The 25,833-nt window shown below is 65.7% G+C and carries 23 protein-coding genes; 10 read left to right on the top strand and 13 right to left on the bottom strand.

Going from position 1 to position 25,833, the window contains the following annotated elements:
- Window positions 1-16: 16 nt before the first annotated feature.
- Together NJF35_RS04570 and NJF35_RS04565 are read right to left on the bottom strand one after the other, a co-directional pair.
- A complete protein-coding gene (locus tag NJF35_RS04570) occupies window positions 17-175 on the bottom strand; it encodes a YqaE/Pmp3 family membrane protein (protein WP_009681539.1) in 159 nt (52 codons plus the stop codon).
- A 166-nt stretch (window positions 176-341) separates the two neighbouring features.
- Window positions 342-1,619 carry an aspartate aminotransferase family protein gene (locus tag NJF35_RS04565; protein WP_253090720.1) on the bottom strand — a complete coding sequence of 426 codons (1,278 nt, stop codon included), beginning with the start codon at window positions 1,617-1,619 and terminating at the stop codon, window positions 342-344.
- Window positions 1,620-1,829: 210 nt separating this feature from the next.
- On the opposite strand from NJF35_RS04565, the gene NJF35_RS04560 reads away from it, so the two are divergent.
- Window positions 1,830-2,753, top strand: coding sequence for a LysR family transcriptional regulator (locus NJF35_RS04560; protein ID WP_253090719.1), 924 nt, complete (start codon window positions 1,830-1,832; stop codon window positions 2,751-2,753).
- Window positions 2,754-3,119: 366 nt separating this feature from the next.
- Here NJF35_RS04560 and NJF35_RS04555 read toward each other — a convergent pair whose 3' ends face one another.
- From NJF35_RS04555 to bioB, 9 genes are all read right to left on the bottom strand, one after another.
- Window positions 3,120-4,898, bottom strand: a complete 1,779-nt coding sequence (locus tag NJF35_RS04555; protein WP_253090718.1) for an acyl-CoA dehydrogenase C-terminal domain-containing protein — start codon at window positions 4,896-4,898, stop codon at window positions 3,120-3,122.
- Window positions 4,899-5,021: 123 nt separating this feature from the next.
- Window positions 5,022-6,305 carry a sensor domain-containing diguanylate cyclase gene (locus NJF35_RS04550; RefSeq protein ID WP_253080205.1) on the bottom strand — a complete coding sequence of 428 codons (1,284 nt, stop codon included), beginning with the start codon at window positions 6,303-6,305 and terminating at the stop codon, window positions 5,022-5,024.
- A gap of 202 nt (window positions 6,306-6,507) precedes the next feature.
- Window positions 6,508-8,313: a phenylacyl-CoA dehydrogenase gene (locus NJF35_RS04545; RefSeq protein ID WP_225786478.1), complete on the bottom strand. Its 1,806-nt coding sequence runs from the start codon at window positions 8,311-8,313 to the stop codon at window positions 6,508-6,510.
- Window positions 8,314-8,654: 341 nt separating this feature from the next.
- Window positions 8,655-8,951: a pyrroloquinoline quinone biosynthesis protein PqqE gene (locus tag NJF35_RS04540; RefSeq protein WP_225786479.1), complete on the bottom strand. Its 297-nt coding sequence runs from the start codon at window positions 8,949-8,951 to the stop codon at window positions 8,655-8,657.
- A 171-nt stretch (window positions 8,952-9,122) separates the two neighbouring features.
- Window positions 9,123-9,803: a dethiobiotin synthase gene (gene bioD / locus NJF35_RS04535; protein WP_225786480.1), complete on the bottom strand. Its 681-nt coding sequence runs from the start codon at window positions 9,801-9,803 to the stop codon at window positions 9,123-9,125.
- A 1-nt stretch (window position 9,804) separates the two neighbouring features.
- Window positions 9,805-10,629 carry a malonyl-ACP O-methyltransferase BioC gene (gene bioC, locus NJF35_RS04530; RefSeq protein ID WP_253090717.1) on the bottom strand — a complete coding sequence of 275 codons (825 nt, stop codon included), beginning with the start codon at window positions 10,627-10,629 and terminating at the stop codon, window positions 9,805-9,807.
- Window positions 10,622-11,353 (bottom strand): alpha/beta fold hydrolase, encoded by a 732-nt coding sequence (locus tag NJF35_RS04525; protein ID WP_253090716.1) that lies wholly within the window; start codon window positions 11,351-11,353, stop codon window positions 10,622-10,624. The genes bioC and NJF35_RS04525 overlap by 8 nt, the downstream gene beginning before the upstream one ends.
- The gene (gene bioF / locus NJF35_RS04520) at window positions 11,346-12,518 is read right to left on the bottom strand and encodes an 8-amino-7-oxononanoate synthase (protein ID WP_253090715.1); all 1,173 of its coding nucleotides are present in this window, start codon (window positions 12,516-12,518) and stop codon (window positions 11,346-11,348) included. The genes NJF35_RS04525 and bioF overlap by 8 nt, the downstream gene beginning before the upstream one ends.
- A gap of 2 nt (window positions 12,519-12,520) precedes the next feature.
- Window positions 12,521-13,579 carry a biotin synthase BioB gene (bioB, locus tag NJF35_RS04515; protein WP_225786484.1) on the bottom strand — a complete coding sequence of 353 codons (1,059 nt, stop codon included), beginning with the start codon at window positions 13,577-13,579 and terminating at the stop codon, window positions 12,521-12,523.
- Between the two features lie 77 nt (window positions 13,580-13,656).
- On the opposite strand from bioB, the gene NJF35_RS04510 reads away from it, so the two are divergent.
- The 4 genes from NJF35_RS04510 to rarD all read left to right on the top strand — a co-directional run bounded on the left by NJF35_RS04510 (window position 13,657) and on the right by rarD (window position 17,316).
- Window positions 13,657-14,394 (top strand): ComF family protein, encoded by a 738-nt coding sequence (locus NJF35_RS04510; RefSeq protein ID WP_253080208.1) that lies wholly within the window; start codon window positions 13,657-13,659, stop codon window positions 14,392-14,394.
- A gap of 85 nt (window positions 14,395-14,479) precedes the next feature.
- Window positions 14,480-15,244 carry a TOBE domain-containing protein gene (locus NJF35_RS04505; protein WP_253090714.1) on the top strand — a complete coding sequence of 255 codons (765 nt, stop codon included), beginning with the start codon at window positions 14,480-14,482 and terminating at the stop codon, window positions 15,242-15,244.
- Window positions 15,245-15,390: 146 nt separating this feature from the next.
- On the top strand, window positions 15,391-16,365 hold the full coding sequence (locus tag NJF35_RS04500; RefSeq protein ID WP_225786487.1) for a serine/threonine protein kinase: 975 nt from the start codon (window positions 15,391-15,393) through the stop codon (window positions 16,363-16,365).
- 63 nt (window positions 16,366-16,428) lie between these two features.
- Window positions 16,429-17,316 carry an EamA family transporter RarD gene (rarD, locus tag NJF35_RS04495; RefSeq protein ID WP_253080209.1) on the top strand — a complete coding sequence of 296 codons (888 nt, stop codon included), beginning with the start codon at window positions 16,429-16,431 and terminating at the stop codon, window positions 17,314-17,316.
- Between the two features lie 265 nt (window positions 17,317-17,581).
- On the opposite strand, the gene NJF35_RS04490 is transcribed toward rarD, so the two are convergent.
- On the bottom strand, window positions 17,582-18,100 hold the full coding sequence (locus NJF35_RS04490; RefSeq protein ID WP_225786489.1) for a glycine cleavage system protein R: 519 nt from the start codon (window positions 18,098-18,100) through the stop codon (window positions 17,582-17,584).
- 465 nt (window positions 18,101-18,565) lie between these two features.
- On the opposite strand from NJF35_RS04490, the gene NJF35_RS04485 reads away from it, so the two are divergent.
- Complete coding sequence (locus NJF35_RS04485) at window positions 18,566-20,743, top strand: malate synthase G (RefSeq protein WP_225786490.1); 2,178 nt, start codon at window positions 18,566-18,568, stop codon at window positions 20,741-20,743.
- A gap of 48 nt (window positions 20,744-20,791) precedes the next feature.
- Here NJF35_RS04485 and NJF35_RS04480 read toward each other — a convergent pair whose 3' ends face one another.
- Complete coding sequence (locus NJF35_RS04480) at window positions 20,792-21,235, bottom strand: response regulator (RefSeq protein ID WP_410045249.1); 444 nt, start codon at window positions 21,233-21,235, stop codon at window positions 20,792-20,794.
- A gap of 223 nt (window positions 21,236-21,458) precedes the next feature.
- Between NJF35_RS04480 and NJF35_RS04475 the strand changes: the two genes are divergently transcribed.
- The 4 genes from NJF35_RS04475 (at window position 21,459) to NJF35_RS04460 (ending at window position 25,674) form a co-directional block, all read left to right on the top strand.
- Window positions 21,459-23,396: a DUF294 nucleotidyltransferase-like domain-containing protein gene (locus tag NJF35_RS04475; protein WP_253090713.1), complete on the top strand. Its 1,938-nt coding sequence runs from the start codon at window positions 21,459-21,461 to the stop codon at window positions 23,394-23,396.
- Window positions 23,393-24,103, top strand: coding sequence for a PolC-type DNA polymerase III (locus NJF35_RS04470; RefSeq protein ID WP_253090712.1), 711 nt, complete (start codon window positions 23,393-23,395; stop codon window positions 24,101-24,103). Before NJF35_RS04475 ends, NJF35_RS04470 begins: the two co-directional genes overlap by 4 nt.
- A 99-nt stretch (window positions 24,104-24,202) precedes the next feature.
- A complete protein-coding gene (locus NJF35_RS04465) occupies window positions 24,203-24,721 on the top strand; it encodes an RNA polymerase sigma factor (protein ID WP_225786494.1) in 519 nt (172 codons plus the stop codon).
- Window positions 24,718-25,674, top strand: coding sequence for a FecR domain-containing protein (locus NJF35_RS04460; RefSeq protein WP_225786495.1), 957 nt, complete (start codon window positions 24,718-24,720; stop codon window positions 25,672-25,674). Before NJF35_RS04465 ends, NJF35_RS04460 begins: the two co-directional genes overlap by 4 nt.
- The last annotated feature ends 159 nt before the right edge of the window (window positions 25,675-25,833 follow it).

The following is a 25,833-nucleotide window of genomic DNA, read 5'->3' as shown; positions in this document are numbered from 1 at the left end:
CCAGCTCTAGCAACCCTCAACGCTTGGCGATGATGTACACCGCATGCACGATCCCCGGGATATAACCCAGCAGCGTCAACAGGATGTTCAGCCAGAACGCGCCACCGAACCCGACCTGCAGGAACACCCCCAGCGGCGGAAGAATGATGGCGATGATGATGCGAATGAAGTCCATGCAGATCTCTCCTTGGAAGGTTCACAAGAGAGACTAGCGGCATGGCCCTATGGTTCCACAGCCAGGCGCCAGGCAAAAAAAACGCCCCGGGCCAAAGACTACAGGCCAAGGGCGATGCGCAGGAACGCGAGACGGTTCGTTGAAACTCTTGCGACCGCAAGGCCGGTCAGGCCGATACCTCGCGGCGGCTGTGCTGCTGGGCATGCAAGCGGGCGAAAGCGCGGGCCAGGCGCAGGAGCATCTCGTCGATGTTGCCCTTGCTCACCGTCAGCGCCGGTGAGAAGCGCACCACGTCCGCCTGTGGGGCATTGAGCAGCAGTCCCTCGCGCAGCGCGGCCTCGACCAGATCACGGGCCAGGTCTTCGCGCAACTGCAAGGCCCAGAGCAGCCCCTGGCCACGTACCTCGCCCTGGCCATAGCGGCCAGCCAGGCGGCAGAGGCCATCGCGCAGGTGGCGGCCGCTGTCCTGCACATGCTCGAAGAAACCCGGCTCCAGCACGGTATCCAGCACTGCTAGGCCAGCGGCGCTCATCAAGGCATTGCCGTGGTGGCTGCCCTCCAGCTCGCCGGGCTCGGCGCAGCAGGCGTTGCCACGGGCCAGCAAGGCGGCCAATGGCACGCCACCGCCCAGGCCCTTGCCCAGGGTGACGATGTCGGCGCGCACACCGTAGGTCCGCTCGGCCAACAGGGCACCGCAGCGGCCAATGCCGGTCTGGACTTCGTCGAGAATCAGCAGGATGCCCAGTTCACGGCACAGTTGCTCGACACCCTTGAGGTATTCGCGGGTCGCCGGGACCACCCCCGCCTCCCCCTGGATCGGTTCGAGCATGATCGCCACGGTGCGCGAGTCCACCGCCGCGTGCAGGGCAGCCAGGTCGTTGAACGGCACCTTGCTGAAGCCCGGCAGGCCAGGTTCGCAGCGGTTGCACGGCAACGGGTCGGAGGCCGACAGCGCCCCCAGGCTCCGCCCATGGCAGCCCTGGCTGGCAGTGATGATGTGATAGGCACCATTGCGATGCAGCTGGCCCCACTTGCGGGCCAGCTTGATCGCCCCTTCGCAGGCTTCGGCGCCGCTGTTGAGCAGGTACGCCTGGTCGCTGCCGGTGCTCTGGCACAGCCGCTCGACCAGCTCCAGCAGGCTCCGGCTGTGAAAACCCGCACCCGGGTTGATCAGCGCCTGGGCCTGGTTGCCCAGCGCCTTGGCCAGCACGCCTGGGCTGTGACCGAGGCTGTTGACCGCACAACCCTGGGTGAAATCCAGGTAGGCATGCCCTTCGCTGTCCCACAGCCACGAGCCCTGCCCCCGCACGAAGACCTGCTCAGCCCGTTGCGCGCTCGCCATCAGGTGCTCGCGAGCCAGTTGCGGCACCGCCGGCTCGGCCACTGGGGCACGCTTGGGCTCGGCGGCCACCGGGGGCGAGCGGCGCAGGTTGAACAGGTTCATCGGGGCTCCAGCCAATCACGGTCAGGGTGGTCAAGGCCCCGGTCGATGTGCCGGAGGGTTTATATTCTGCCTTGCCTATCAAAAGTCTTTTTCATCCAGGGTAACAATCACTGTAATGATCGCTGTAAGCCGCTGGAATACGGGATAGACTAGGCGTCACGGCGCGTTGCGGCCATTCCGTTTTTTCAGCTTTTTCGATAAGTATTGCTTATGGATTTTCGTCAGTTGCGTTATTTCGTCGCGGTGTACGAAGAAGGCCACGTAGGCCGTGCCGCCGAACGCCTGTCCCTGTCCCAGCCGGCGCTGTCGCAGCAGATCCGCCAGCTCGAGCACAGCCTCGACCTGAGCCTGTTCGAACGCAGCAACAAGCGGCTGCTGCCGACCCTTGCCGCCCATACCCTGTACAACCACGCCCTGCCGCTGCTCGACGGCCTGCAGCGGGCCCACGACGCCATGCGCAGCTTCAAGGGCCAGTCCCTGCGTACCCTGGCCATCGGCGTGTTGCAGACGGTACGGCCGAGCCTGGTACCGCAACTGCTGGAGCGCGTGCGCCGAGCCCAGCCGCACCTGGTGGTGCAGATCTACGAGTTGTCGGGGCTGGAGATCGAGCGGCGCCTGCTCAACGGCAGCCTGGACATCGGCATCAGCTACCTGCCGCCGCGCCAACCGGGGTTGCATGGTTTGCTGCTGTACGAAGATGAGCTGCAGCTTGTCATCCCCGACACTCACCCCCTGAAGGACTTCAAGAAGGTCTCGATCCGCCAGGCAGCCGAACTGCCGATGCTGATGCTTGGTGAGGAGTTCCAGATCCGCCAGATCTGGCAGGCGCAACTGGCCAACCTCGGCCGCAGGCCGCAGGTGCAAGCGGAGATGAACAACATGGGCGGGATTCTCGACAGCCTCGCCCATACGGCGCTGGCGACCATCCTGCCTGGGCGCGCCAAAGATGCTGCCGAGGACGACCAGCCCTTGCTGTGGAAGCCTCTGAGTGAACCGCGGGTGCCGCTGAAGGTCGGCCTGGTGTTTCGCGATGTGCAGCGCCAGCAAGCCTCGGTGGAGTTGCTGCGCACGCTGCTGGAGGAAGAGACCGATGCCCGCCAGTTGGGCGTTTCGCCCCTGGACGTACTCGGTTGAACAATCTGCAGACGAAGAAAACCCCGCCTAAGCGGGGTTTTCCAGACTGTTTCCCTTGACATCCTTATCGCCCCGCCACCCTGGCAGGAAATCCTACGTTGTCCCTGTTCTGTCCATTGCGCATCCTGCGCTACGTCCATGTGAGAAAGATTAACAGTGGATCCAATCCTAGGAAAGGGGAGAAAAGTCACCACGCGATGTAGGAAAAAGCTTACAAAAAAACATCCGGTATTAGGGCTGCCTTGCAGCCCATCGCCGGCAAGCCGGCTCCCACAAAGTCGAGTCGATCACGCATATTGTGGTTTGCAGGGGACCCTGTGGGAGCCGGCTTGCCGGCGATGGGCCGCGAAGCGGCCCCGCGTTATCTCAGAACTGCTCCGCATCCAGCAGGTACAGCGTTTCGCTCCCCGCCTTCACCGAGGCCACCAGCGAATGCACACGTGGCAGTAGGCGAGCGAAGTAGAAACGCGCAGTCCCCAGCTTGCCAGCATAGAACGCCTCGTCACCTTCGCCAGCCAACGCCGCCCGGGCCATCAGCGCCCACATGTAGGCATAGGCCACGTAGCCGAAGGCGTGCAGGTATTCCACCGAGGCGGCACCGATCTCGTTGGGATTGCCCTTGGCTCGCTCCAGCACCCAGGCGGTCAGCTCATCGAGCTGGTCCAGGGAAGCCGCCAGCGGCTTGGCGAACGCTTCCAGGTCACTGCCGGCACCGGCGATGAACTGGCGGATCTCGTCGGAAAACAGGCGGTAGAACGCCCCACCGCTGCCGACCACCTTGCGGCCCATCAGGTCCAGGGCCTGGATACCGTTGGTGCCCTCGTAGATCTGGGTGATGCGCACGTCACGCACCAGTTGCTCCTGGCCCCACTCGCGGATGTAGCCGTGGCCGCCGAACACCTGCTGGCCATGCACCGCGCACTCCAGGCCCAGGTCGGTGAGAAACGCCTTGGCCACTGGCGTCAGCAGCGCCACCATCTCCTCGCTGCGCTTGCGGGTGGTGGCATCTTCGCTGTACTTGGCGCTGTCCAGTTGCATGGCCACATAGGTGGAGAACGCACGACCACCTTCGATCAGCGCCTTCATGGTCAGCAACATACGACGCACGTCTGGGTGGACGATGATCGGGTCGGCCTGCTTGTCCTTGGCCTGCGGGCCCGTGGGCGCGCGGCTCTGCTGGCGCTCGCGGGCGTACTCGACGGCGTTCTGGTAGGAGCGCTCGGCCGACGCCAGGCCCTGGATGCCAACCCCCAGGCGCTCGTAGTTCATCATGGTGAACATGGCCGCCAGGCCCTTGTTCGGCTCACCCACCAGGTAACCGGTGGCGCCGTCGAAGTTCATCACGCAGGTGGCCGAGGCCTGGATGCCCATCTTATGTTCGATCGAACCGCAGTTGGCCGGGTTGCGCGCACCCAGGCTGCCGTCTTCGTTGACCAGGAACTTCGGCACCAGGAACAGCGAGATGCCCTTGGGCCCTGCCGGTGCGTCCGGCAGCTTGGCCAGCACCAGGTGGATGATGTTCTCGGTCAGGTCGTGTTCGCCGCCGGTGATGAAGATCTTGGTGCCGCTGACCTTGTAGCTGCCATCGGCCTGGGGCTCGGCCTTGGTGCGGATGATGCCCAGGTCGGTGCCGGCGTGGGGCTCGGTCAGGCACATGGAGCCAGCCCAGATGCCGGCGTACAGGTTGGGCAGGTACTTTTCCTTCAGCGCCTCGCTGGCATGGGCGTTGATCGACAGGCAGGCCCCGGCGGTCAGCATCGGGTACAGGCCGAAGGCCAGGCTGGAGGCGTTGACCATCTCCTCGACCTGGGCGGAAATCGCCTTGGGCATGCCCATGCCGCCGAACAGCGGGTCGCCACCCACGCCGACCCAGCCGCCTTCGGCGTAGGTCTTGTAGGCCTCGATGAAACCGGCTGGGGTACGCACGGCACCGTTGTCCCAATGGCAGCCTTCCTCGTCGCCGGCACGGCTCAGCGGAGCGATGGTCTTGCCGGTCACCTTGCCCGCCTCCTCCAGCACGGCCATGGCGGTTTCTTCGTCGACCGCCTCGGCCAGGCCAGGCAGTTGCGACCAGAGCCTGGCCACCTCGAAGACTTCATTCAGGACGAAGCGCATATCGCGCAGGGGCGCTTTATAGTCAGCCATCACAACCTCTCGCTATCAGGGGCGGGGCGATCCTGGAGGACCGCGGCACGGGGTTGGAAGGAGTGTAACCGAACAACTTTTGCGAGACATAGGGTCATCAACAGACCGCATGGTCTCATTCAGTCACGCCATGCGCACCGCCCCACGCTTCGACTGCTGACCGCAAACCATGACGCAGTTACGCCCCGCGCCCTTGGCGCTGTAGAGCGCCTGGTCGGCCGACTTGAGCACGGCATCCGGATTACGGTGTTCGGCCTGGCGTTCGGCGACGCCGATACTGATGGTCACCGAGACCGTGCTGCCAGCAGCCGCGCCACGGCGCTGGCGCCCCGCCGAGTCATCCTGGGGCCGGTTCTGCGGGTCGCGCAACTGGATCGCATAATTGGCGATCACCTCCCGCACCGCCTCCAGGTGCGGTACGCACTCCTCGGCACTCTTGCCTGCGAACACCAGGGCGAACTCCTCGCCACCGTAGCGGTAGGCCCGCCCACCACCCGTCACCCGCGCCAGCCGGCTGGCGACCAGGCGCAGCACTTGGTCGCCGACATCGTGGCCATGGGTGTCGTTGAATTTCTTGAAGTGGTCCACGTCGGTCATGGCGATCACGTAGTTGCGCCCCAGGCGTTGCATCCGCTCGTTCAGCGCACGGCGGCCCGGCAGCCCGGTCAGCTCGTCGCGAAACGCCATCTGGTAGGCCTCGTGGGCTACCGCCGCGGCGATCATCAGCATCACCTGGCTGCACATGATGTTCAGGGTGAAAGGCAGGATGAAGGTCTTGGGCAGCATCCAGAAGATGCCGACCAGGCCGATGATCTGCGCCGCATGCAGGGGCCTGGGCTGGCGCAGGTACTGCACCACCAGGAGGATGAAAATGCCCAGGAACAGCGGATAGGCGATCTGGATCAGGCTCATCCACTGACCGTGCAGCGACGGCCAGCGGATCTCCGCCAACCACGCCAGCAATGCCTCGGGGTAACGCTGCTCCAGCGCCAGCGCCACGCTGCCGACGGCGAACAGCACGGCGAAGCGGGCGAGCATGTCCTGGGCCAGATGGGTGCGCTCTTGCCAGGCGCCGAACAGGCCGAACAAGGCGGGCAGCAACAGGCAGACCAGGTGAAAGACCACTGCCGCGTCCTCACGAACCCGGCCATGGTCGCGGTAGAAGTCGGTCTGGGTATCGAGCAGGAAATAAGCGATATACACCGTGACCATCAGGAACAGTTCGCGCTGACGGCGATACACCGCGCAGTAGGCGCCACCCAGCAACAGGACCAGGGTGGGCAGGACATTGAACAGCGAAGTGAAGAAGACGTTGAGGTCTCTTACGTAAGCCGCCGCGAGCCCCGACAGCAACAGGATCAGTGAAGGCAGGAAGTGGCTCGTGCGTACAGCGGATAGACGAAACAAGAGAAATCTCCGACCCGGCAGATCGATAATGGCATTGTGCCTCTAGCTCATCGGCAGCGCACATGAATAGATGAATGCATTGAGTGCCGGCTGGAGCGCGAAGCGACCCCAAATGACAGCCCAAGGCTCAACCGGGCGAATTCCAGACGAAAAAAACCGCCTGCCGGTGAAGGCAGGCGGTTTTTCTCTACAGCCGGTTGGCTTAGCAGGACAGACCGAAGTCTTCTTCCTTCATGGCCATCAGGTTGTCGGCACCGGACAGGATCGCCGCCACATGGGCGCGGGTGCGCGGCAGGATGCGCTGGTAGTAGAAGCGTGCAGTCTGCAGCTTGGCGGTGTAGAACGCCTCCTCGCTGGTGCCGGCGGCCAGTTTCTCGGCGGCCAGGCGGGCGATGTCGGCCCAGAAGTAGGCCAGGCAGGCGTAACCGGAGTACATCAGGTAGTCCACCGAGGCGGCACCGACTTCCTCGCGGTCCTTCATCGCCGCCATGCCGATCTTCATGGTCAGCTCGCCCCACTCCTTGTTCAGCGCAGCCAACGGCTCGACGAACGCCTTGATGGCCTCGTTGCCTTCCTGGGCCTGGCAGAACTTGTGGACGATCTTGGTGAAGCCCTTGAGCGCCTCGCCCTGGGTCATCAGCACCTTGCGGCCGAGCAGGTCCAGGGCCTGGATGCCGGTGGTGCCTTCGTACAGCATGGAGATACGGCTGTCGCGCACGTTCTGCTCCATGCCCCACTCGGCGATGAAGCCATGGCCGCCGTAGATCTGCACGCCATGGTTGGCGGCCTCGAAGCCGACCTCGGTCATGAAGGCCTTGGCGATCGGGGTCATGAAGGCCAGCAGGGCGTCGGCCTTCTTACGAGCCTCTTCGTCCTGGCTGTACTTGACGATGTCCACCTGCTTGGCGGTGAAATAGACCATGGCGCGGTTGCCTTCGGCGAAGGCCTTCATGGTCAGCAGCATGCGCCGCACGTCCGGGTGCACGATGATCGGGTCGGCGGCCTTGTCCGGCGCCTTCGGGCCGGTCAGGGAACGCATCTGCAGGCGCTCGCGGGCATACTTCAGGCCACCCTGGAAGGCCACCTCGGCATGGGCCAGGCCCTGCAGCGCGGTGCCCAGGCGGGCGGTGTTCATGAAGGTGAACATGCAGTTCAGGCCCTTGTTGGCAGGGCCGATCAAGAAGCCGGTGGCGCCGTCGAAGTTCATCACGCAGGTGGCGTTGCCGTGGATGCCCATCTTGTGCTCGATGGAGCCGCAGGACACGGCGTTGCGCTCACCCACGCCACCTTCGGCGTTGGGCAGGAACTTGGGCACGATGAACAGCGAGATGCCCTTGGTGCCGGCCGGGGCATCGGGCAGGCGGGCCAGGACGATATGGACGATGTTGTCGGCCATGTCGTGCTCGCCGGCGGAGATGAAGATCTTGGTGCCGGAAACCTTGTAGGAACCATCGGCCTGGGGCTCGGCCTTGGTGCGCAGCATGCCCAGGTCGGTGCCGCAGTGTGGCTCGGTCAGGCACATGGTGCCGGTCCACTCGCCAGTCACCAGCTTGCTCAGGTAGGTGTGCTGCTGCTCGGCGGTGCCGTGGGCCGACAGGGTGTTCATGGCGCCGTGGGACAGGCCCGGGTACATGCCCCAGGACCAGTTCGCCTCGCCGACCATCTCGCTGATGGCCAGGCCCAGGGACTCCGGCAGGCCCTGGCCGCCGTGCTCGACGTCATGGGCCAGGCTCGGCCAGCCGCCTTCGACGAACTGCTTGTAGGCTTCCTTGAAGCCAGTAGGGGTCTTCACGCCCGACTCGCTCCAGGTGCAGCCTTCCTGGTCGCCGACACGGTTCAGCGGAGCCAGTACCTGCTCACAGAACTTCGCGCCTTCCTCGAGGATCGCGTCGACCATGTCGGGCGTGGCGTCCTGGCAGCCCGGCAGGCTCTGATAGTGCGCTTCAAAGCCGAGCAGCTCGTCGCGAACGAAGCGAATATCACGCAAGGGGGCTTTGTAATCAGGCATAGCGATGAACCTCTGTGATGAGTCCGGTGGGGAGACCGCTGGTACCGACCAGCTCTTGCCGGCTTTCGGTCAAACAGTTGTTTGAAACTTACGTTTAGCTCCGGGCAATGTCAAGGATGGACTATGGTGCCATTCATGCCGCGAAACATGGCATACACGCCAATCGGCTGCACGAGCGCCTTGTGTTTCCCGCTGCGGGGAGAGCGACTTGGCAACGGCGTTGTCTGGGCGGGCGCATTCGCGGCGGTTCGGCGCCCCGACAGGGGCACGCATCCTGTGTCATGCCAAGGCTTTGGGGAGCCGGCTTGCCGGCGATGGGCGGCAGCCCAGGGAAAGGCAAGTCAGGCGTAGGTGTCGATGAACCGACCGAGCATTTCGTCCGAAGCCTTGGCGACTTTCACGCCCAGTTCGACTTCATGCTTGCCCAGCGCCAGTTGCACGGTGCTGGTGGCCAGGTCCATCTGCTGGCTGCGGTCGACCGCACGCAGGCGTTCGGCCTGATAGTCGCTGGTCTGACTGGTGGCGGCACGCTCTACGGTGCCGTTGGCGATCTGGCTGGCGGCCGGGTCGATGCGCTGCTGGCCGGCCTGGATGGCGCCAAGGCCTGCGTAATAGGCAGAGCTACCGGTGATTTCCATGTCAGGACTCCGAGGACGCGGGATGATGAAACAGGCCTCATTAAAGCAGTTGAGGGGTAAAAAGGCCCGTTTAAATGACTAATAGCCTAGTGCCATCCAATAGACCGGCAATATTCCTGGCCCTCCAGTGGGGTTGACACACGCTGGGGCCGCTGCGCGGCCCCAATAGGGCTAATCCAGCAAATCCAGCTGCAGATGCGCCGCCACCGCGTCGGCACTGGCCACCTTCAGCCTCGGCACCCGCCCCAGGCAAGGTGCTGGCAGCCGCTCGGCCAAGCTGGCGAGGTTCTCCTCCAGCCGTGAGGTACGCGGATCGACGATGTTGGCCACCCAGCCGGCCAACTGCAGCCCATCGCGCGCAATGGCCTCGGCGCTGAGCAGGGCATGGTTGATGCACCCCAGGCGCACCCCCACCACCAAGATCACCGGCAGCTTCAAGGCGATCGCCAGGTCCGACAGGTTGGCCTGGCCCGACAACGGCACCCGCCAGCCCCCCGCGCCTTCCACCAAGGTGAAGTCGGCGCCCTGGGCCAACACCTGCTGCATGGCGGCCAGCAGCGTCGACACCTCCAGGCTCACCCCGGCCTCCCGCGCCGCCACGTGCGGGGCGATCGCCGGCTCGAAGGCGAATGGATTGACCTGCTCGTAGGGCAGCTTCACCGAACTTTCCGCGATCAGCGCCAGGGCATCGGCATTGCGCAAGCCTTTGGCGCCCAAGGTGCAGCCGGAGGCCACCGGCTTGGCGCCCAGGGTGCTCAGGCCCTGCGACCGCGCCGCGTGGAGCAATCCAGCGGCGATGGTAGTCTTGCCTACATCGGTGTCGGTGCCCGCGATGAAATAGGCCTGGCTCATCTCACGCCTCGTCTGCCATGGGTTTGCGCAACACGCCATAGACCACCTGGTAGGTGGCTGGCAGGCCTTCGGGCTGGCGGAAGCGCTCATAGGCCTGCAGCAGGCCCTGCATCCGCGCCCGCCCGGTCAGCCCGGACGGCCGGCCGGGATTGAGGTTGTGCGCCCCCAGGGCCTTGAGTTCGTGGGTCAGGCTGCGCACGTCCGGGTAGTGCAGTACCTGAGGGCGCCGCTCCAGGCCAAGCACCCGCAACCCGCTCTCGCCACACAGCCGCTGGTAGTCCTCGAAACACCGGAAGCGATTGACGTGGACCAGGCCATCCACGGCCTGCCAACTGGCGCGCAGCTCGTCGAGGGTACCGACGCACAAGCTGCTGAAGGCCAGCACGCCACCCGGGCGCAGCACCCGCCGCGCCTCACCCAGCACACTGGCGAACTGGCCGCACCATTGCACCGCCAGGCTGGAGAACACCAGGTCGACGCTTTCATCGCGCAACGGCAGGCGCTCGGCGTCGCCTGCCACGTGATAGCCGGCGCCGCCCTGCTCACGGGCATGGCGCAACATGCCTTCGGCAATGTCCACCGCCACGCCGGTCGCCGTGTCGAAGCGCTCGGCCAGGGCACGGCTGAAGTGGCCCGTGCCACTGCCCAGGTCGAGCCAGTGCGACGGTGCCAGGTCGTCCGGCAACCGGTCGAGCAGGGCCAGGCCCACAGCCCGCTGCAGGGCCGCCACGCTGTCATAGCTGGCCGCCGCGCGGGAGAACGAGGCCGCCACCTGGCGCTTGTCCGGCAGCGTGCCGGGCAGGTTCGGACGGGAAAGGTCAGTCATCGCCACTCTCATGCAGGAAACTCTTGATGCCCGCCGCCAGCTCCTGTGGGTATTCCAGCAGGAAGGCGTGGGAACTGTCTTCGACCAGGCCGACTTCCACGTCCGGCAGCAGTTCGCTCAGGGCCTTGGCCACCTCCGCCGGGACCAGCGCATCGCTGCCGGCGAACAGGTGCAACTGGGGCCCGCCGTAGTGCTCCAGGGCAGTGCGTGTATCGAGGCTGGCCAAGAGCTCCAGGCCAGTGGCCAGGTACAGCGGGTCGGTGTCCGGCACACCGACACCCAACTGGCGCAGCAGGGTGCGCGGCATCTGTGCGCCTTCGCTGCATAGGGTACGAAAGCGCTTGAGGGTCACCTGGGGATGGCTGCGGCAACCGTCGAGAAAGGTACCGAAGGTGTCCACCGCCATGCCGTGGGGCCAATCCGGCCGGCAGACGAAGCTGGGGTTGCTGGCCAAGGTCAGCAGGCCGCAACAGTGGTCGCCGCGCTTGTGCGCAAGCAAGCTGGCGAGCATGCCGCCGAGCGACCAGCCGCCCAGCCAGGTGTCGTTGGGCAGCTTGCGGTCGAGGTACTCGACCCAGGCCTGGACATTGGCCTCGGCCAGCTCCGGCAGCGGCATCAGCTCGACCTGCAGGCGCGAGTCCTGGGCCCGCAGGCTTGCGGCCAGCGGTTCCAGCGAGGCAGTGCCCAGCCCCCAGCCGGGCAGGAGGATCAGTCGGTTACGCATCGGCGGACTCCAACGATGGATAGCATTCTGCCAATGCATTCAACAATAGCTGGACCTGAGCCTCACTGTGCGCCGCGCTCAGGGTCACGCGCAGACGGGCGGCACCGGCCGGCACGGTCGGCGGACGGATCGCGGTGACCAACAGCCCTCGCTCGCGCAACATCTGCGACAGGCGCAGGGCCCGTGCACTGTCGCCAACCAGGATGGGCTGGATCGGCGTCTGGCTGTCCATCAATTCGAGGCCGATCTGCTCGGCGCCCCGGCGGAACTGGCTGACCAGGGCAGCCAGGTGCTCGCGCCGCCAGGTTTCACGGCGCAACAGCTCCAGGCTCTTGAGCGTGGCACAGGCCAGCGCCGGTGGCTGGCTGGTGGTGTAGATATACGGTCTGGCGAACTGCACCAGGGCCTCGATCAGCGCCTCGCTGCCGGCCACGAAGGCACCCGCGGTGCCGCAGGCCTTGCCGAGGGTGCCGATCAATACCGGCACGTCGTCCAGTCCCAGGCCGAAATGCTCGACGACTCCGCCACCGTTGGCGCCAAGGGTGCCCAGGCCATGGGCGTCATCGACCATCAGCCAGGCGCCACGAGCCCGGGCGACCGCGGCCAGGGCCGGCAGGTCGGCCAGGTCGCCATCCATGCTGAAGACCCCGTCGGTGACCACCAGGGTATCGCCGCTGGCCTTGTCCAGGCGGCTGGCCAGGCTGGCCGGGTCATTGTGCAGGTAACGGCTGAAGCGCGCACCACTGAGCAGCCCACCGTCGAGCAGCGAGGCATGGTTGAGGCGGTCCTGCAGCACGCTGTCGCCCTGCCCCACCAGCGCGGTGATGGCGCCGAGGTTGGCCATGTAGCCTGTGGAAAACAGCAGCGCCCGTGGACGCCCGGTCAACTCGGCGAGCGCCTCTTCCAGCGCATGGTGCGGCGCGCTGTGGCCGATCACCAGGTGCGAGGCACCGCCACCGACGCCCCAGCGCTCGGCTCCGGCGCGCCAGGCGGCGATAACCTGCGGGTGGTTGGCCAGGCCCAGGTAGTCGTTACTGCAGAAGGCCAGCAGCCGCTGCCCATCGACCACCACCTCCGGCCCCTGGGGGCTTTGCAGTAGCGGCCGCTGCCGGTACAGGTCCGCGGCGCGCCGTTCGGCCAGGCGCGCCGCCAGGTCGAAGGCCATGTTCAGGCCGACGCGGCGTTGTAGAAGAGCTCGCTGCTACGCTGCTCGACCAGCGCCTGCTCGATGGCCGCCTGGTGCACTTCGTCGGCGTGCTCTTCGCGCGCCTGCGGCTGGATACCGAGGCGGGCGAACAGTTGCATGTCCTTGTCGGCCTGGGGGTTGGCGGTGGTCAGCAGCTTCTCGCCGTAGAAGATCGAATTGGCGCCGGCCATGAAGGCCAGGGCCTGCATCTGCTCGTTCATCTGCTCGCGGCCGGCGGACAGGCGCACATGGGACTTGGGCATGAGGATCCGCGCCACCGCCAGCATGCGGATGAAGTCGAACGGGTCCACGTCTTCCTCGTCGGCCAACGGCGTGCCGGCGACCTTGACCAGCATGTTGATCGGCACCGACTCGGGGTGCTCGGGCAGGTTGGCCAGCTGGATCAGCAGGCCGGCACGGTCATCGAGCGACTCGCCCATGCCGAGGATGCCGCCGGAGCAGATTTTCATGCCGGCATCGCGCACATAGGCCAGGGTCTGCAGGCGCTCGCCGTAGGTGCGGGTGGTGATGATGTTGCCGTAGAACTCCGGCGAGGTGTCGAGGTTGTGGTTGTAGTAGTCCAGCCCGGCCTCGGCCAGGGCCTGGGTCTGCTCGCGGTCGAGGCGGCCGAGGGTCATGCAGGTCTCCAGGCCCATGGCCTTGACCCCTTTGACCATCTCCAGCACGTAGGGCATGTCCTTGGCCGAGGGGTGCTTCCAGGCCGCGCCCATGCAGAAGCGGGTCGAACCGATGGCCTTGGCCCGGGCGGCCTCCTCCAGCACTTTCTGCACTTCCATCAGCTTCTGTTTTTCCAGCCCGGTGTTGTAGTGGCCGGACTGCGGACAATATTTGCAATCTTCCGGGCAGGCGCCGGTCTTGATCGACAGCAGGGTGGAAACCTGCACGCGGTTGGGGTCGAAGTGCGCGCGGTGCACGGTCTGCGCCTGGAACAGCAGGTCGTTGAACGGTTGCTGGAACAGCGCCTTGACCTCGGCCAGGGTCCAGTCGTGACGTGTTGTTGCAGTTGTGCTGGCGCTCATCGGCGTTTCCTTGTTTAGGCTCTGACTGGCGCCGGGACAGGCGCATCACGGATAGCCCGCATAGTCACGGAAGGCCCATGGACTGTCAACCACCACTCAAAACACTGGTTTACAAGTGTACAAATATCAACCAATACTGCTTGCTCTGCGACGAGCCCGCCGCACAGGCCTACCCCCTGTGCATGGCTTGCGAGCTGGAACTCCCCTGGCTGGACGAGCACTGCACCCGGTGCGCCCTGCCCTTGCCGATGGACGACCTGACCTGCGGCCAATGCAGCCGCAGGCCCCCGGCGTTCGAACAGGCCGTGGCGGCCTGGCATTATGGCTTCCCGGTCGACACCCTGATCGCGCGCTTCAAGCACCACAGCCAATGGCCGCTGGGCCGGCTGATGGCCCAATTGTTGGGCCATGCTTTGCAGCACCGCTTCGCCCAGGGCCTGCCAAGGCCTGACCAGCTGTTGCCCGTCCCCCTGGGCATGCGTCGACTGCGCCAACGCGGCTTCAACCAGGCCGGCATGCTGGCCCGCTGGCTGTCCACGCAACTGGCCATCCCCAGCGATGACCAGCTGCTGCGAAGGGTGCGCGAGACACCTGCACAGCAGACCCTGGACGCCAAGGCACGCCAGCGCAACTTGCGCCAAGCCTTCACACTCGCCCCAGATGCCGCTGTGGAGGGCCAGCACCTGGCCCTGGTCGACGATGTGCTGACCACCGGCGCCACCGTCCAGGCCTTGGCGAGCCTGCTGCGCAAGGCCGGTGCGCGGCGGGTGGATGTGTACTGCCTGGCGCGCACGCCCAAGCCGGGGCAGGCATGAGCGGGTTGCCCGGCAGCACGGAACTTGACTTGCCCAGGAGCGGGAGGCACCGTCGCTGCATCGCCATCCGTTCCCGGCACTGCCCATGTCCCTACCCGCCCTGCTCACCCAGCACATCGCCCGCCGCCCACAACGCATCGCCCTGTTGCAGCACGTTGCCGAGCAAGGCTCGATCACCCGCGCCGCCAAGGCTGCCGGCATCAGCTACAAGGCCGCCTGGGATGCCATCGACGAACTCAACAACCTGGCCAGCCGCCCCCTGGTGGAGCGCAGCACCGGGGGCCGCGGCGGCGGTGGGGCGTGGCTGTCGGTCGAAGGTGAGCGGGTACTGCGCCTGTACCAGCGCCTGCAGGCCCTGCAAGCGGAAATCCTCGAGGCCGCCGAGGAGAGCAGCGACCTCGACCTGCTCGGCCGCCTGATGCTGCGCACCAGCGCGCGCAACCAGTTGCAGGGGAAGATCAGCGGCCTGCGTCGCGAGGGGCGGCATGACCGCGTCAGCCTCGACCTGGGCGCTGGCCTGGAAATCGAGGCGTTGATCACCCGGGGCAGCACCGAACGCCTGGAGCTTGGGCTGGGGACCACGGTGGTGGCCTTGCTCAAGGCCGGTTGGGTGCAGTTGCTCGGTGATGCCGACGAGGTCGAGGCTGGCAGCAATTGCCTGAAGGCCACGGTCGAGGAAGTGCTGGCGGATCAAGGCGGGCCCAGCGAGGTGCGCCTGGCGCTGGGCAATGGGCAGACCTTGTGTGCCTTCGCCGAAGTGGATTGGCTGGCACAAAGGAAGGTTGGCCAGGGTTGTGGAGTGAGGGTGCAGTTCCATCCGTCCCATGTGCTGCTTGGGGTGCCCGTGTAGCCTGGCCGTGCGCTGCGCGCCCGGTTCGCGGGCAAGCCCGCTCCCACAGGGACCGCACCACTCTCGAGATCACTGGGCTTGTCCCGCGAATGGCCTGCCTGGAATGCGCTACCATGCGCCCATGCCGTCCGCGCCCTGGAGCCTTCATGTCCCACCCCTTCGATACCCTCACCCCCGACCTGGTCCTGGATGCCGTGGAAAGCCTGGGCTTTCTCAGCGATGCCCGGGTCCTGGCGCTCAACAGCTACGAAAACCGCGTCTACCAGGTGGGCATCGAAGGGGAGCAACCGCTGGTCGCCAAGTTCTACCGCCCAGGCCGCTGGGATGATGCCGCGATCCTCGAGGAACACCGCTTCAGCAGCGAGCTGGCCGAGTGCGAAGTCCCCGTGGTCGCACCGCTGCAACACCAGGGCCGCAGCCTGTTCGAACATCGAGGCTTTCGTTTCGCCCTGTTCCCACGCCGGGGCGGCTACGCGCCAGAGCCCGGTAACCTCGACCAGCTCTACCGGCTCGGCCAGTTGCTCGGCCGTCTGCATGCCGTGGGCGCCGCACGCCCGTTCGAGCACCGCGAAAGCCTGACGGTGGACAACTTCGGCCATGCCTCGCTCGAGACCTTGCTGGCCGGCGACTTCATCCCAAAAGACCTGCTGCCGGCCTTCGAGTCCGTGGCCCGCGACCTGCTGCAACGGGTCGAGGCCCTCTATGCGCGAACCCCGCACCAGGTCATCCGCCTGCATGGCGACTGCCACCCCGGCAACCTGATGTACCGCGACGAAACCTTCCATATCGTCGACCTGGACGACTGCCGCATGGGCCCGGCCGTGCAGGACCTGTGGATGATGCTCGCCGGTAGCCGCGAGGAGCGCCTGGGCCAGTTGGCCGAGCTGATCGACGGCTACAACGAGTTCCACGACTTCGACCCGCGCGAGCTGGCCCTGATCGAGCCGCTGCGTGCCCTGCGTCAGTTGCACTACAGCGCCTGGCTGGCCCGGCGCTGGGACGATCCGGCGTTTCCGCCGAGCTTCCCCTGGTTCGGCCAGCCACGCTATTGGGGCGACCAGATCCTCGCCCTGCGCGAGCAGATCGCCGCCCTGGATGAAGAACCCCTGAAATTGTTCTAGAACCCCAAGCCGGTCTGTCTACAATAGGCATGCTGTATTTAGCTACCTAAGCAAGGAATCTGCATGCACGCTGCAAACCCGCGTCGCGGGTACATCCTGGGCCTTGGCGCCTATATCATCTGGGGTTTGTTCCCCTTGTACTTCAAAGCCATCCAGAACGTCCCGGCGGTGGAAATCATCGTCCATCGGGTGCTCTGGTCGGCGCTGTTTGGCTCGCTCCTGCTGCTGGTGTGGAAGCACCCCGGCTGGTGGCGCGAACTGCGTGACAACCCACGTCGCCTGGCGGTCCTGGCCCTGAGCGGCGCCTTGATCGCCGGCAACTGGCTGACCTACGTGTGGGCCGTGAACAATGGCCGCATGCTCGAAGCCAGCCTGGGCTACTACATCAATCCGCTGGTCAACGTGCTGCTGGGCATGCTCTTGCTCGGCGAACGCCTGCGCCGCCTGCAATGGCTGGCGGTGGGGCTGGCGGCGGTAGGCGTGGCCCAGCAGGTCTGGCAGGTCGGCAGCCTGCCCTGGGTATCGCTGGTGCTGGCGCTGTCGTTTGGCTTCTATGGCCTGATCCGCAAGCAGGCGCCGGTGGCGGCCCTGCCCGGCCTGGTGGTGGAAACCTGGATGCTGGTGCCCCTGGCCGCCGGCTGGCTGCTCCTGCACCCGGCCGCGAGCAGCGCCCAGGGCGACTTCTACACCAGCAGCGAAGCCCTCTGGCTGATGGCTGCCGGCCCGGTCACCCTGGTGCCGCTGGTGTGCTTCAACGCCGCCGCCCGTCACCTGCCCTATACCACCCTGGGCTTCCTGCAATACCTGGCACCGACCCTGGTGCTGCTGCAGGCGGTGTTGCTGTTCGGCGAGCACCTGTCGTCCAGCACCTTGCTGGCCTTCATGTTCATCTGGGCGGGCCTGGCGATCTACAGCGTCGATGCCTGGTTGAGCCTGCGCAAGCGGGTTTGATCAAGAAACGATCAAAACTCTGCAGGCCATGGAATACTTGGCCTGCAGCAAGGTCTCCAAAGGTTATCCACACCCTCGTCCCCGTGCTTTGTGCACAAGCGGATGATTTCTGGACGTTTTTTGCTCAAAACCGGGGAGGCCGCGCCGCTTCTGGGCTGCAGGCGAACGCCCCCAGGTTATCCACAGCGCCGTCCCCGCGAAACCGGGATAACCCATTCCCTGGCTTTCCGGCGATGGGACGCGAAGCGGCCCTGATGACAATGCACTATTCCTCCGGCCGCAGCTTCAGTTCGACCATCAGGTCATCCGCCAGGCTCTCCAGCCGCTGCTGCAGTTCATCCAGCGACAGCGTCAGGGGCAGCGCCAGCAGCGCATCGGCATGGAACAACGGCTCGCTGCTCATCGGCGCAGGCCGTACCTCGGTGGTGAAACGCTCAAGGTTGACCCCCTGCTCAGCCAGCAAGCGGGTAATATCGCGCACGATGCCCGGCCGGTCGTTGCCCACCAGCTCCATGGCGATCGGCTTCCAGGTGCAGGACGGCTCGATGCCACTTTCGGCGATCAGCACGCGGATATCATGGCTGGCCAGCCCATGCAGGGCTTCCACCAGGTCGTCATAGGATTCGGCCGGCACCGCCACCCGCAGGATCCCGGCGAACTGCCCGGCCATCCGCGACATGCGACTCTCCAGCCAGTTGCCATTATGCTCGGCGATACATTGAGCGATGCGTTCGACCTGCCCGGCCTTGTCGGGGGCGATCACTGTCAGTACGAGATGGTCCACGGGCCGCTCCTCTACGCTGTTTTCAATCGCCGGCGCCGCCGCGCGCGGCGAAATACGGGGGATCGAATCAGTATAGGCAAGGCGCGGCAACCTGCCGCAGGGCGGTTCGCACAGCTAATCGTGTACTGTTTCAAGATTTATCTGGAACAATCCACCTGTTTTTTGCGAACATAATGCCTCCCAGCGTGACCCGATGCGGCCTCTTGGTCGCACAGCGACGCTTTTAGTCTGATTTTCACCTGCCTGCTGCTTCATGTAGTATGCGCCGGCGCGGACTACAAAACGTCGTTTGGATGTCTGCCAAGGCGCCTGTGAAAATACGCAACCGCCCGCCGGCCCGTCTGGCAGGCCGCACCCAGCCGCGCTCGGGGTTATACGACGAGGGCAAGTACTGGTGCCGTGTTTAGAGAAGCGCTACAGGCTTAATACAGAAGAGCGAAATAGCTGAGCAGAGTGAGGCAAGCAATGACTGAACACGTTCAAGTCGGTGGCCTTCAGGTCGCCAAGGTCCTGTACGACTTCGTCAACGACGAAGCCATTCCAGGGACCGGCATCGTCGCCGAGCAGTTCTGGGCCGGTGCGGAAAAGATCATCAACGACCTCGCTGCAAAGAACAAAGCCCTGCTCGCCAAGCGCGACGAACTGCAAGCCAAGATCGACGCCTGGCACCAAGCGCGCAAAGGCCAGGCCCACGATGCCGCGGCCTACAAGAGCTTCCTCCAGGAAATCGGCTACCTGCTGCCCCCGGTCGACGACTTCCAGGCCACCACCCAGAACGTGGACGAAGAGATCGCCCGCATGGCCGGCCCACAGCTGGTGGTGCCGGTGATGAACGCCCGCTTCGCCCTCAACGCCGCCAACGCCCGCTGGGGTTCGCTGTATGACGCGCTGTACGGCACCGATGCCATCAGCGAAGAAGGCGGCGCCGAGAAAGGCCCGGGCTACAACAAGGTCCGTGGCGACAAGGTCATCGCCTTCGGCCGCGCCTTCCTCGACGAAGCCGCGCCCCTGGCCGCCGGCTCCCACGTCGACTCCACCGGCTACCGCATCGAAGGCGGCAAGCTGGTCGTCGCCCTCAAGGGCGGCAGCAACAGCGGCCTGCGCGACGACGCCCAACTGATCGGCTACCACGGCGACGCCGCGGCTCCGACCGCCATCCTGCTCAAGCACAACGGCCTGCACTTCGAGATCCAGGTCGATGCCAGCACGCCGGTCGGCAGCACCGATGCCGCGGGCGTCAAGGACATCCTGATGGAATCGGCGCTGACCACCATCATGGACTGCGAAGACTCGGTCGCCGCCGTCGATGCCGACGACAAGGTCCTGGTCTATCGCAACTGGCTGGGCCTGATGAAGGGCGACCTGGCCGAGAACGTGACCAAGGGTGGCAAGACCTTCACCCGTACCATGAACCCGGACCGCGAATACACCGCGCCAAACGGCGGCAGCGTCACCCTGCACGGCCGCTCGCTGCTGTTCGTGCGTAACGTTGGCCACCTGATGACCAACCCGGCGATCCTCGACGCCCAGGGCAACGAGATCCCCGAAGGCATCCAGGACGGCCTGTTCACCAGCCTGATCGCCCTGCACAACCTCAAGGGCAACACCAGCCGCAAGAACAGCCGCACCGGCAGTGTCTACATCGTCAAGCCGAAGATGCACGGCCCCGAGGAAGTGGCCTTCGCCGCCGAGATCTTCAGCCGTGTCGAAGACCTGCTGGGCATGCCACGCAACACCCTGAAGGTCGGCATCATGGACGAGGAGCGCCGCACCACGGTCAACCTCAAGGCCTGTATCAAGGCCGCCGCCGAGCGCGTGGTGTTCATCAACACCGGCTTCCTCGACCGCACCGGCGACGAGATCCACACCTCCATGGAAGCCGGCGCCGTGGTGCGCAAGGGCGCCATGAAGAACGAGAAGTGGATCGGCGCCTACGAGAACAACAACGTCGACATCGGCCTGGCCACCGGCCTGCAAGGTCGCGCGCAGATCGGCAAGGGCATGTGGGCCATGCCCGACCTGATGGCCGCCATGCTCGAGCAGAAGATCGCTCACCCGCTGGCCGGAGCCAACACCGCCTGGGTACCATCGCCAACCGCCGCCACCCTGCATGCCCTGCACTACCACAAGGTCGACGTGCAGGCGCGCCAGGCGGAACTGGCCAAGCGTACCCCCGCATCGGTGGACGATATCCTGACCATCCCGCTGGCCGCCGACACCAACTGGTCGGCCGAGGAGATCCGCAACGAGCTGGACAACAATGCCCAGGGCATCCTCGGCTACGTGGTGCGCTGGATCGACCAGGGCGTGGGTTGCTCCAAGGTGCCGGACATCAACGACGTCGGCCTGATGGAAGACCGCGCCACCCTGCGGATTTCCGCCCAGTTGCTGGCCAACTGGCTGCGCCATGGCATCGTCAGCCAGGAGCAGGTCATGGAAAGCCTCAAGCGCATGGCCGCGGTGGTGGACAAGCAGAACGCCGGTGACGCCCAGTACCGCCCGATGGCGCCGAACTTCGACGACAACGTCGCGTTCCAGGCGGCAGTCGAGCTGGTGGTCGAGGGTGCCAAGCAGCCGAATGGCTATACCGAGCCGGTGCTGCACCGTCGTCGCCGCGAGTTCAAGGCGCGTAATGGGCTGTAAGCAACATCTTCGTACCGGGGGCCGCGTTGCGGCCCCACTTGGATGAATCTACTCGATCCCCAGCTCCTTCCTCACCAGTTCCAGCACCCTCCCCAAGTCCACCGGCTTGAGCAAAAAATCCACCACTCCCAGGTGCATCACGTCCACCGCCTCCTTCACATCGGTGTCGCCCGACACCACGATGATCGACAGCGCCGCCCGCTCCGATTCACGAATTCGCCGGATCAGTTCCAGGCCATCCGTGGGCGCCATGCGCAAATCGGTGATCACCAGGCCGATACGGGGGTTGCGCTTGAGTTGCCGGAGCGCCGCCGCGACACCCTCGGCGTCGACACACTCGATCCCCTTGCTCTTCAGGTAAAGGCACAATGCCTCGCGACTGAGCGCGTTGTCGTCCACCACCAGCACCTGCTGGGCCGGTGCAGGAGGGGCAGTCACCACGGCCAATGCTTCGCGCTCGGCGTCACTCAGGATGTCTTCATGCTCGACCATGTCCATCTCGTCAAAAAAATCCCACTTACCCAGTTCAGACCGCAAAACAACGCTATGCAAGCTGCCTTTTGTCGGCTATTTGACATCCGACACATTCCGGCAGGTCGCACCGCGTCCTATAGACTTACGTCCAATGGGCACCACAGGGCTGCCGGCCGACCATGGAGCCTTAGAACAACAAGGTCGGCGTCTACTTACGCCGACACACCTATGCGGTAGTTCCATGAGCAAAAAGGACGCCTACAGCCAGGCCGGCAGAACGGCGGTGCTGCAGAACATTCAAGGTACCCTGCAGTTCCTCCAGCGTTTTCCGCCTTTCAACCAGATGGAGCACAGCCACCTGGCCTACCTGGTGGAGCAATGCCAACTGCGCTTCTACGCCAGCGGCGAAAGCATCATCAAGCCCGCCGACGGCCCGGTGGAGCACTTCTACATCGTCAAGCAGGGCCGTGTGATCGGCGAACGCCAGCACGTCACCAAGCCTGGTGTGGAGACCACCTTCGAGATCGCCAGTGGCGAATGCTTCCCCCTGGCCGCCCTGCTCGGCGAGCGGGCCACCCGCACCGAACACCTGGCCGGCGAGGACACCTTCTGCCTGCAACTGGACAAGGCCGCCTTCATCCGCGTGTTCTCCCTCTCGGAGGCCTTTCGCGACTTCGCCCTGCGCGGCGTCAGCAGCCTGCTCGACCAGGTCAACCAGCAGGTTCGCCAGCGCGCCGTGGAAACCCTGGGCAACCAGTATTCGCTGAACACGCCTTTGGGCGAACTGGCCATGCGCCACCCGGTGGTCTGCGCCCCGGACATGCCCCTGCGCGAGGCCGTGCACCTGATGCATGAACAGCAGGTCGGCAGCATCGTCATCGTCGATCCGCAGCGTTTCCCGATCGGCATCTTCACCCTGCGCGACCTGCGCCAGGTGGTGGCCGATGCCAGCGCCGAGCTGTCCGCGCCGATCGATCGCTACATGACGGCCAAGCCGTTCTACCTGAGCCCCCAGGCCAGCGCCTTCGATGCCGCCATGGCCATGACCGAGCGGCACATCGCCCACGTCTGCCTGGTGGAAAACCTGCGCCTGTGCGGCGTGATTTCCGAGCGCGACCTGTTCTCCCTGCAGCGGGTCGATCTGGTTCACCTGGCCCGCACCATCCGCCACGCGCCACGCCTGGACACCCTGGTGTCGCTGCGCGGCGAGATCGGCCAACTGGTCGAGCGCATGCTGGCCCACGGCGCCTCCTCGACCCAGATCACCCAGATCATCACCCTGCTCAACGACCACACCGTGTGCCGGGTGATCGAGCTGGCCCTGGCCGAGCGCGGCGACCCTGGCGTGCCGTTCAGCTGGTTGTGCTTCGGCAGCGAAGGGCGGCGCGAGCAGACCCTGCACACCGACCAGGACAACGGCATTCTCTTCGACGCCCGCGACAGCGCCGAGGCCGACGCGATCCGCGCACGCCTGCTGCCGTTGGCCCAATACATCAACCAGTGCCTGGCCCAGTGCGGGTTCAGCCTGTGCAAGGGCAACGTCATGGCCGGCAACCCCGAGCTGTGCCTGTCTCGCAGCGAATGGGCGCGGCGCTTCGCCGGCTTCATCCGCGAGGCCAGCCCCGAGAACCTGCTCGGCTCGAGCATCTACTTCGACCTGCGGGTGGTCTGGGGCGACGAACAGGGCTGCGCGCAGTTGCGCCAGGGGATCCTCGAGCAGGTCCAGGGCAACCGCCTCTTCCAGCGCATGATGGCCAACAACGCCCTGCGCCAGCGCCCGCCCGTGGGGCGCCTGCGCGAATTCGTGCTGACCCGCCAGGGCAACGACAAGACCGCCACCCTCGACCTCAAGGTCCAGGGCCTGACGCCCTTCGTCGATGGCGCGCGGCTGCTGGCCCTGGCCAACGGCATCGAGGCTTGCAACACCCTGGAGCGCCTTCGCCAGCTGGTGGCCCGGGGTGTCATCGACCCGCTCGATGGCGCCGCCTACGAGGAGGCCTACCACTTCATCCAGCAGACCCGCATGCAACAGCACCAGCGCCAGACCCGCGACAACCTGCCCTACTCCAACCGGCTCGACCCGGACAGCCTCAACCACCTGGACCGGCGTATCCTGCGCGAGTCCCTACGCCAGGCCCAGCGCCTGCAGAGCAGCCTGGCCCTGCGGTACCAGCTATGAATCTGTTCGCCTGGCTGCGCCCATCCTCGCCCGCCCTGGACGACCACCTGCGCCAACGCCTGGCACGCCTGCCCAAGGCCCCGGCCCTGAGCGTGAAATCGCTGCGCGAACAACGCTGGGTGGTGCTCGACCTGGAAACCAGCGGCCTGAACGTCAACCGCGACCAGGTGCTGTCGATCGGCGCCGTGGCCATCGAGGACGGCGCCATCGATTTCCGCCAGCAGTTCGAACGCACCCTGCACCGCCCGGACCAGAAGACCAACCCCAGCGTGCTGATCCATGGCCTTGGGCCTAGCGCCTTGGCCGCTGGCTGCGATCCGGCCGAGGCCCTGCTCGACTTGCTGGCGTTCATCGGCGACAGCCCCGTGCTCGCCTTCCATGCCCCCTTCGACCAGCGCATGCTGGCCCGGGCCCTGAAAGACAGCCTCGGCTATCGTCTGCAGCATCCCTTCTTCGACGTGGCCGAACTGGCGCCGATGCTCAACCCTGACACCGTATTGCGCGAGGCCAGCCTCGACGACTGGATCGCACGCTTCGGCCTGCAGGTGGAAGAACGCCACCACGCCAGCGCCGATGCCCAGGTCACCGCCGAACTGGCGCTTATCCTGTTCAGCCAGGCCCGCCGCCAGCAGCTCGACAGCCCGCTGCAACTGAACTTGCGCCTGCAGCAGTGGCGTCGGCGCAACGCCCAGCATCAGGGTGGGTGATGGCAATCCGATAAGCGTCAATTGCACCGCGCCCCTAAGCTCTGCGACAATCGCGAATAATTATCGTTAGTTAACGCATTCGTTCCGGGGGGACGCTTCTTGTCGTCTGCGCAGAGCCCACACGCCGAGCTGGTCGGTACGCTGTACCGCGATCATCGCGGCTGGCTGCTGGCCTGGCTGCAACGCAGCACCGCCTGCCGCCAGCGCGCCGAAGACCTGAGCCAGGACACCTTCGTGCGCCTGCTCGGCCGCGAGCAACTGGCCGCGCCCCGCGAACCCCGCGCCTTCCTCGTGGCAGTGGCCAAGGGGCTGCTGTTCGACCACTTCCGCCGCGCGGCCCTGGAACAGGCCTACCTGGCGGAGCTGGCACGCCTGCCGGAGGCCGAGCAACCGTCCCCGGAAGCCCAGCACCTGATCCTCGAAGACCTCAAGGCCATCGACCGCCTGCTCGGCAAGCTGTCGAGCAAGGCGCGCGCGGCCTTCCTGCACAACCGCCTGGACGGCATGGGCCATGCCGAGATCGCCGAACGCCTGGGGGTTTCGGTGTCGAGGGTGCGCCAGTACATCGCCCAGGCCATGCGCCAGTGCTACGTCGCGCTCTACGGGGAGCCGACGTGAATACCACGCCGGTCTCGGCCAAGGTCCTGGATGCCGCCATTGCCTGGAAGCTGTGCCTTGACGAAGGCAACGGCAGCCCCGACGAGCGCAGCGAATTCATGCGCTGGCATGCCGCCAGCGAGGAGCATGCCCGCGCCTGGCGCCAGTTGGGCATGCTCGACCAGCGTGTCAGTGCCGCCGCCGGCCCTGCGCGCCATGCCCTGCTGCAGTCGCGCGCCGGCCTGCGGCGGCGGGTCGCCAAGCTCGGCGGTGGGCTGGCCGGCATGCTGCTGGTGGGCGTGCTGCTGGCCTGGGCCGGCGCACCGTCGCTGTCGCCGGGCTACTGGCTGGCCGACCAGCGCACCGGCACCGGCGAACTGCGCACCCTGCGCCTGGAGGACGGCACCCTGCTGAGCCTGAACACCCATACCGCGGTGGACATCGACTATGCCGGCGAACAGCGGCTGATCGTCCTGCACCAGGGGGAGATTTCCGTCGAAACCGGCCACCAGGACAGCCGCCCGTTGCTGGTGCGCACCGACGACGGCCGCCTGCGGCCGCTGGGTACACGCTTCTTGGTCAAGCGCGAGGAGCAGGGTACCCGCCTGGAGGTGCTGCAAGCCTCGGTGGCCGCACGCCCGTCGAACAGCGGCGACGAGCAGGTCCTGCGCGAGGGCCAGCAGGTACTGATGACCAGCGATGGCCTCGGCCAGGTCAACCCAGTGGCCATCGGCGCCGATGCCTGGACCCACGGCATGCTGGTGGTGGACAACGTACGCCTGGCCGACCTGGTGGCCGAGCTTGGCCGTTACCGCAAGGGGCACTTGGGCGTCGCCGCCGAAGTCGCCGACCTGCGGGTGACCGGCAGCTTCCCACTGACCGACACCGACCTGGCCCTGGCCTCGCTGCTGCCGGCACTGCCGGTGAAGATCGAGCGGCATACACCCTGGTGGGTGACAGTGGTCAAAAAATAAACACCCGCGGTATTGGGGCTGCGTTGCAGCCCCCTGGCAGCTGAAACGGCATTGTCCCTGCCCTCTTACAGCGCCCAACTCGCCACTCGCAACTTTTTTTCCACCACCCCTGTCACTTTCCCAATCTCGTTCGGCAAGGAAGCAGTTAGCACTTATCCG

The organism is Pseudomonas guariconensis, assembly GCF_024127895.1.
GTDB lineage: Bacteria > Pseudomonadota > Gammaproteobacteria > Pseudomonadales > Pseudomonadaceae > Aquipseudomonas > Aquipseudomonas guariconensis_B.
Note: the sequence above shows the minus strand (reverse complement) of the source record. Positions and strands in the feature narration are given on the sequence as shown.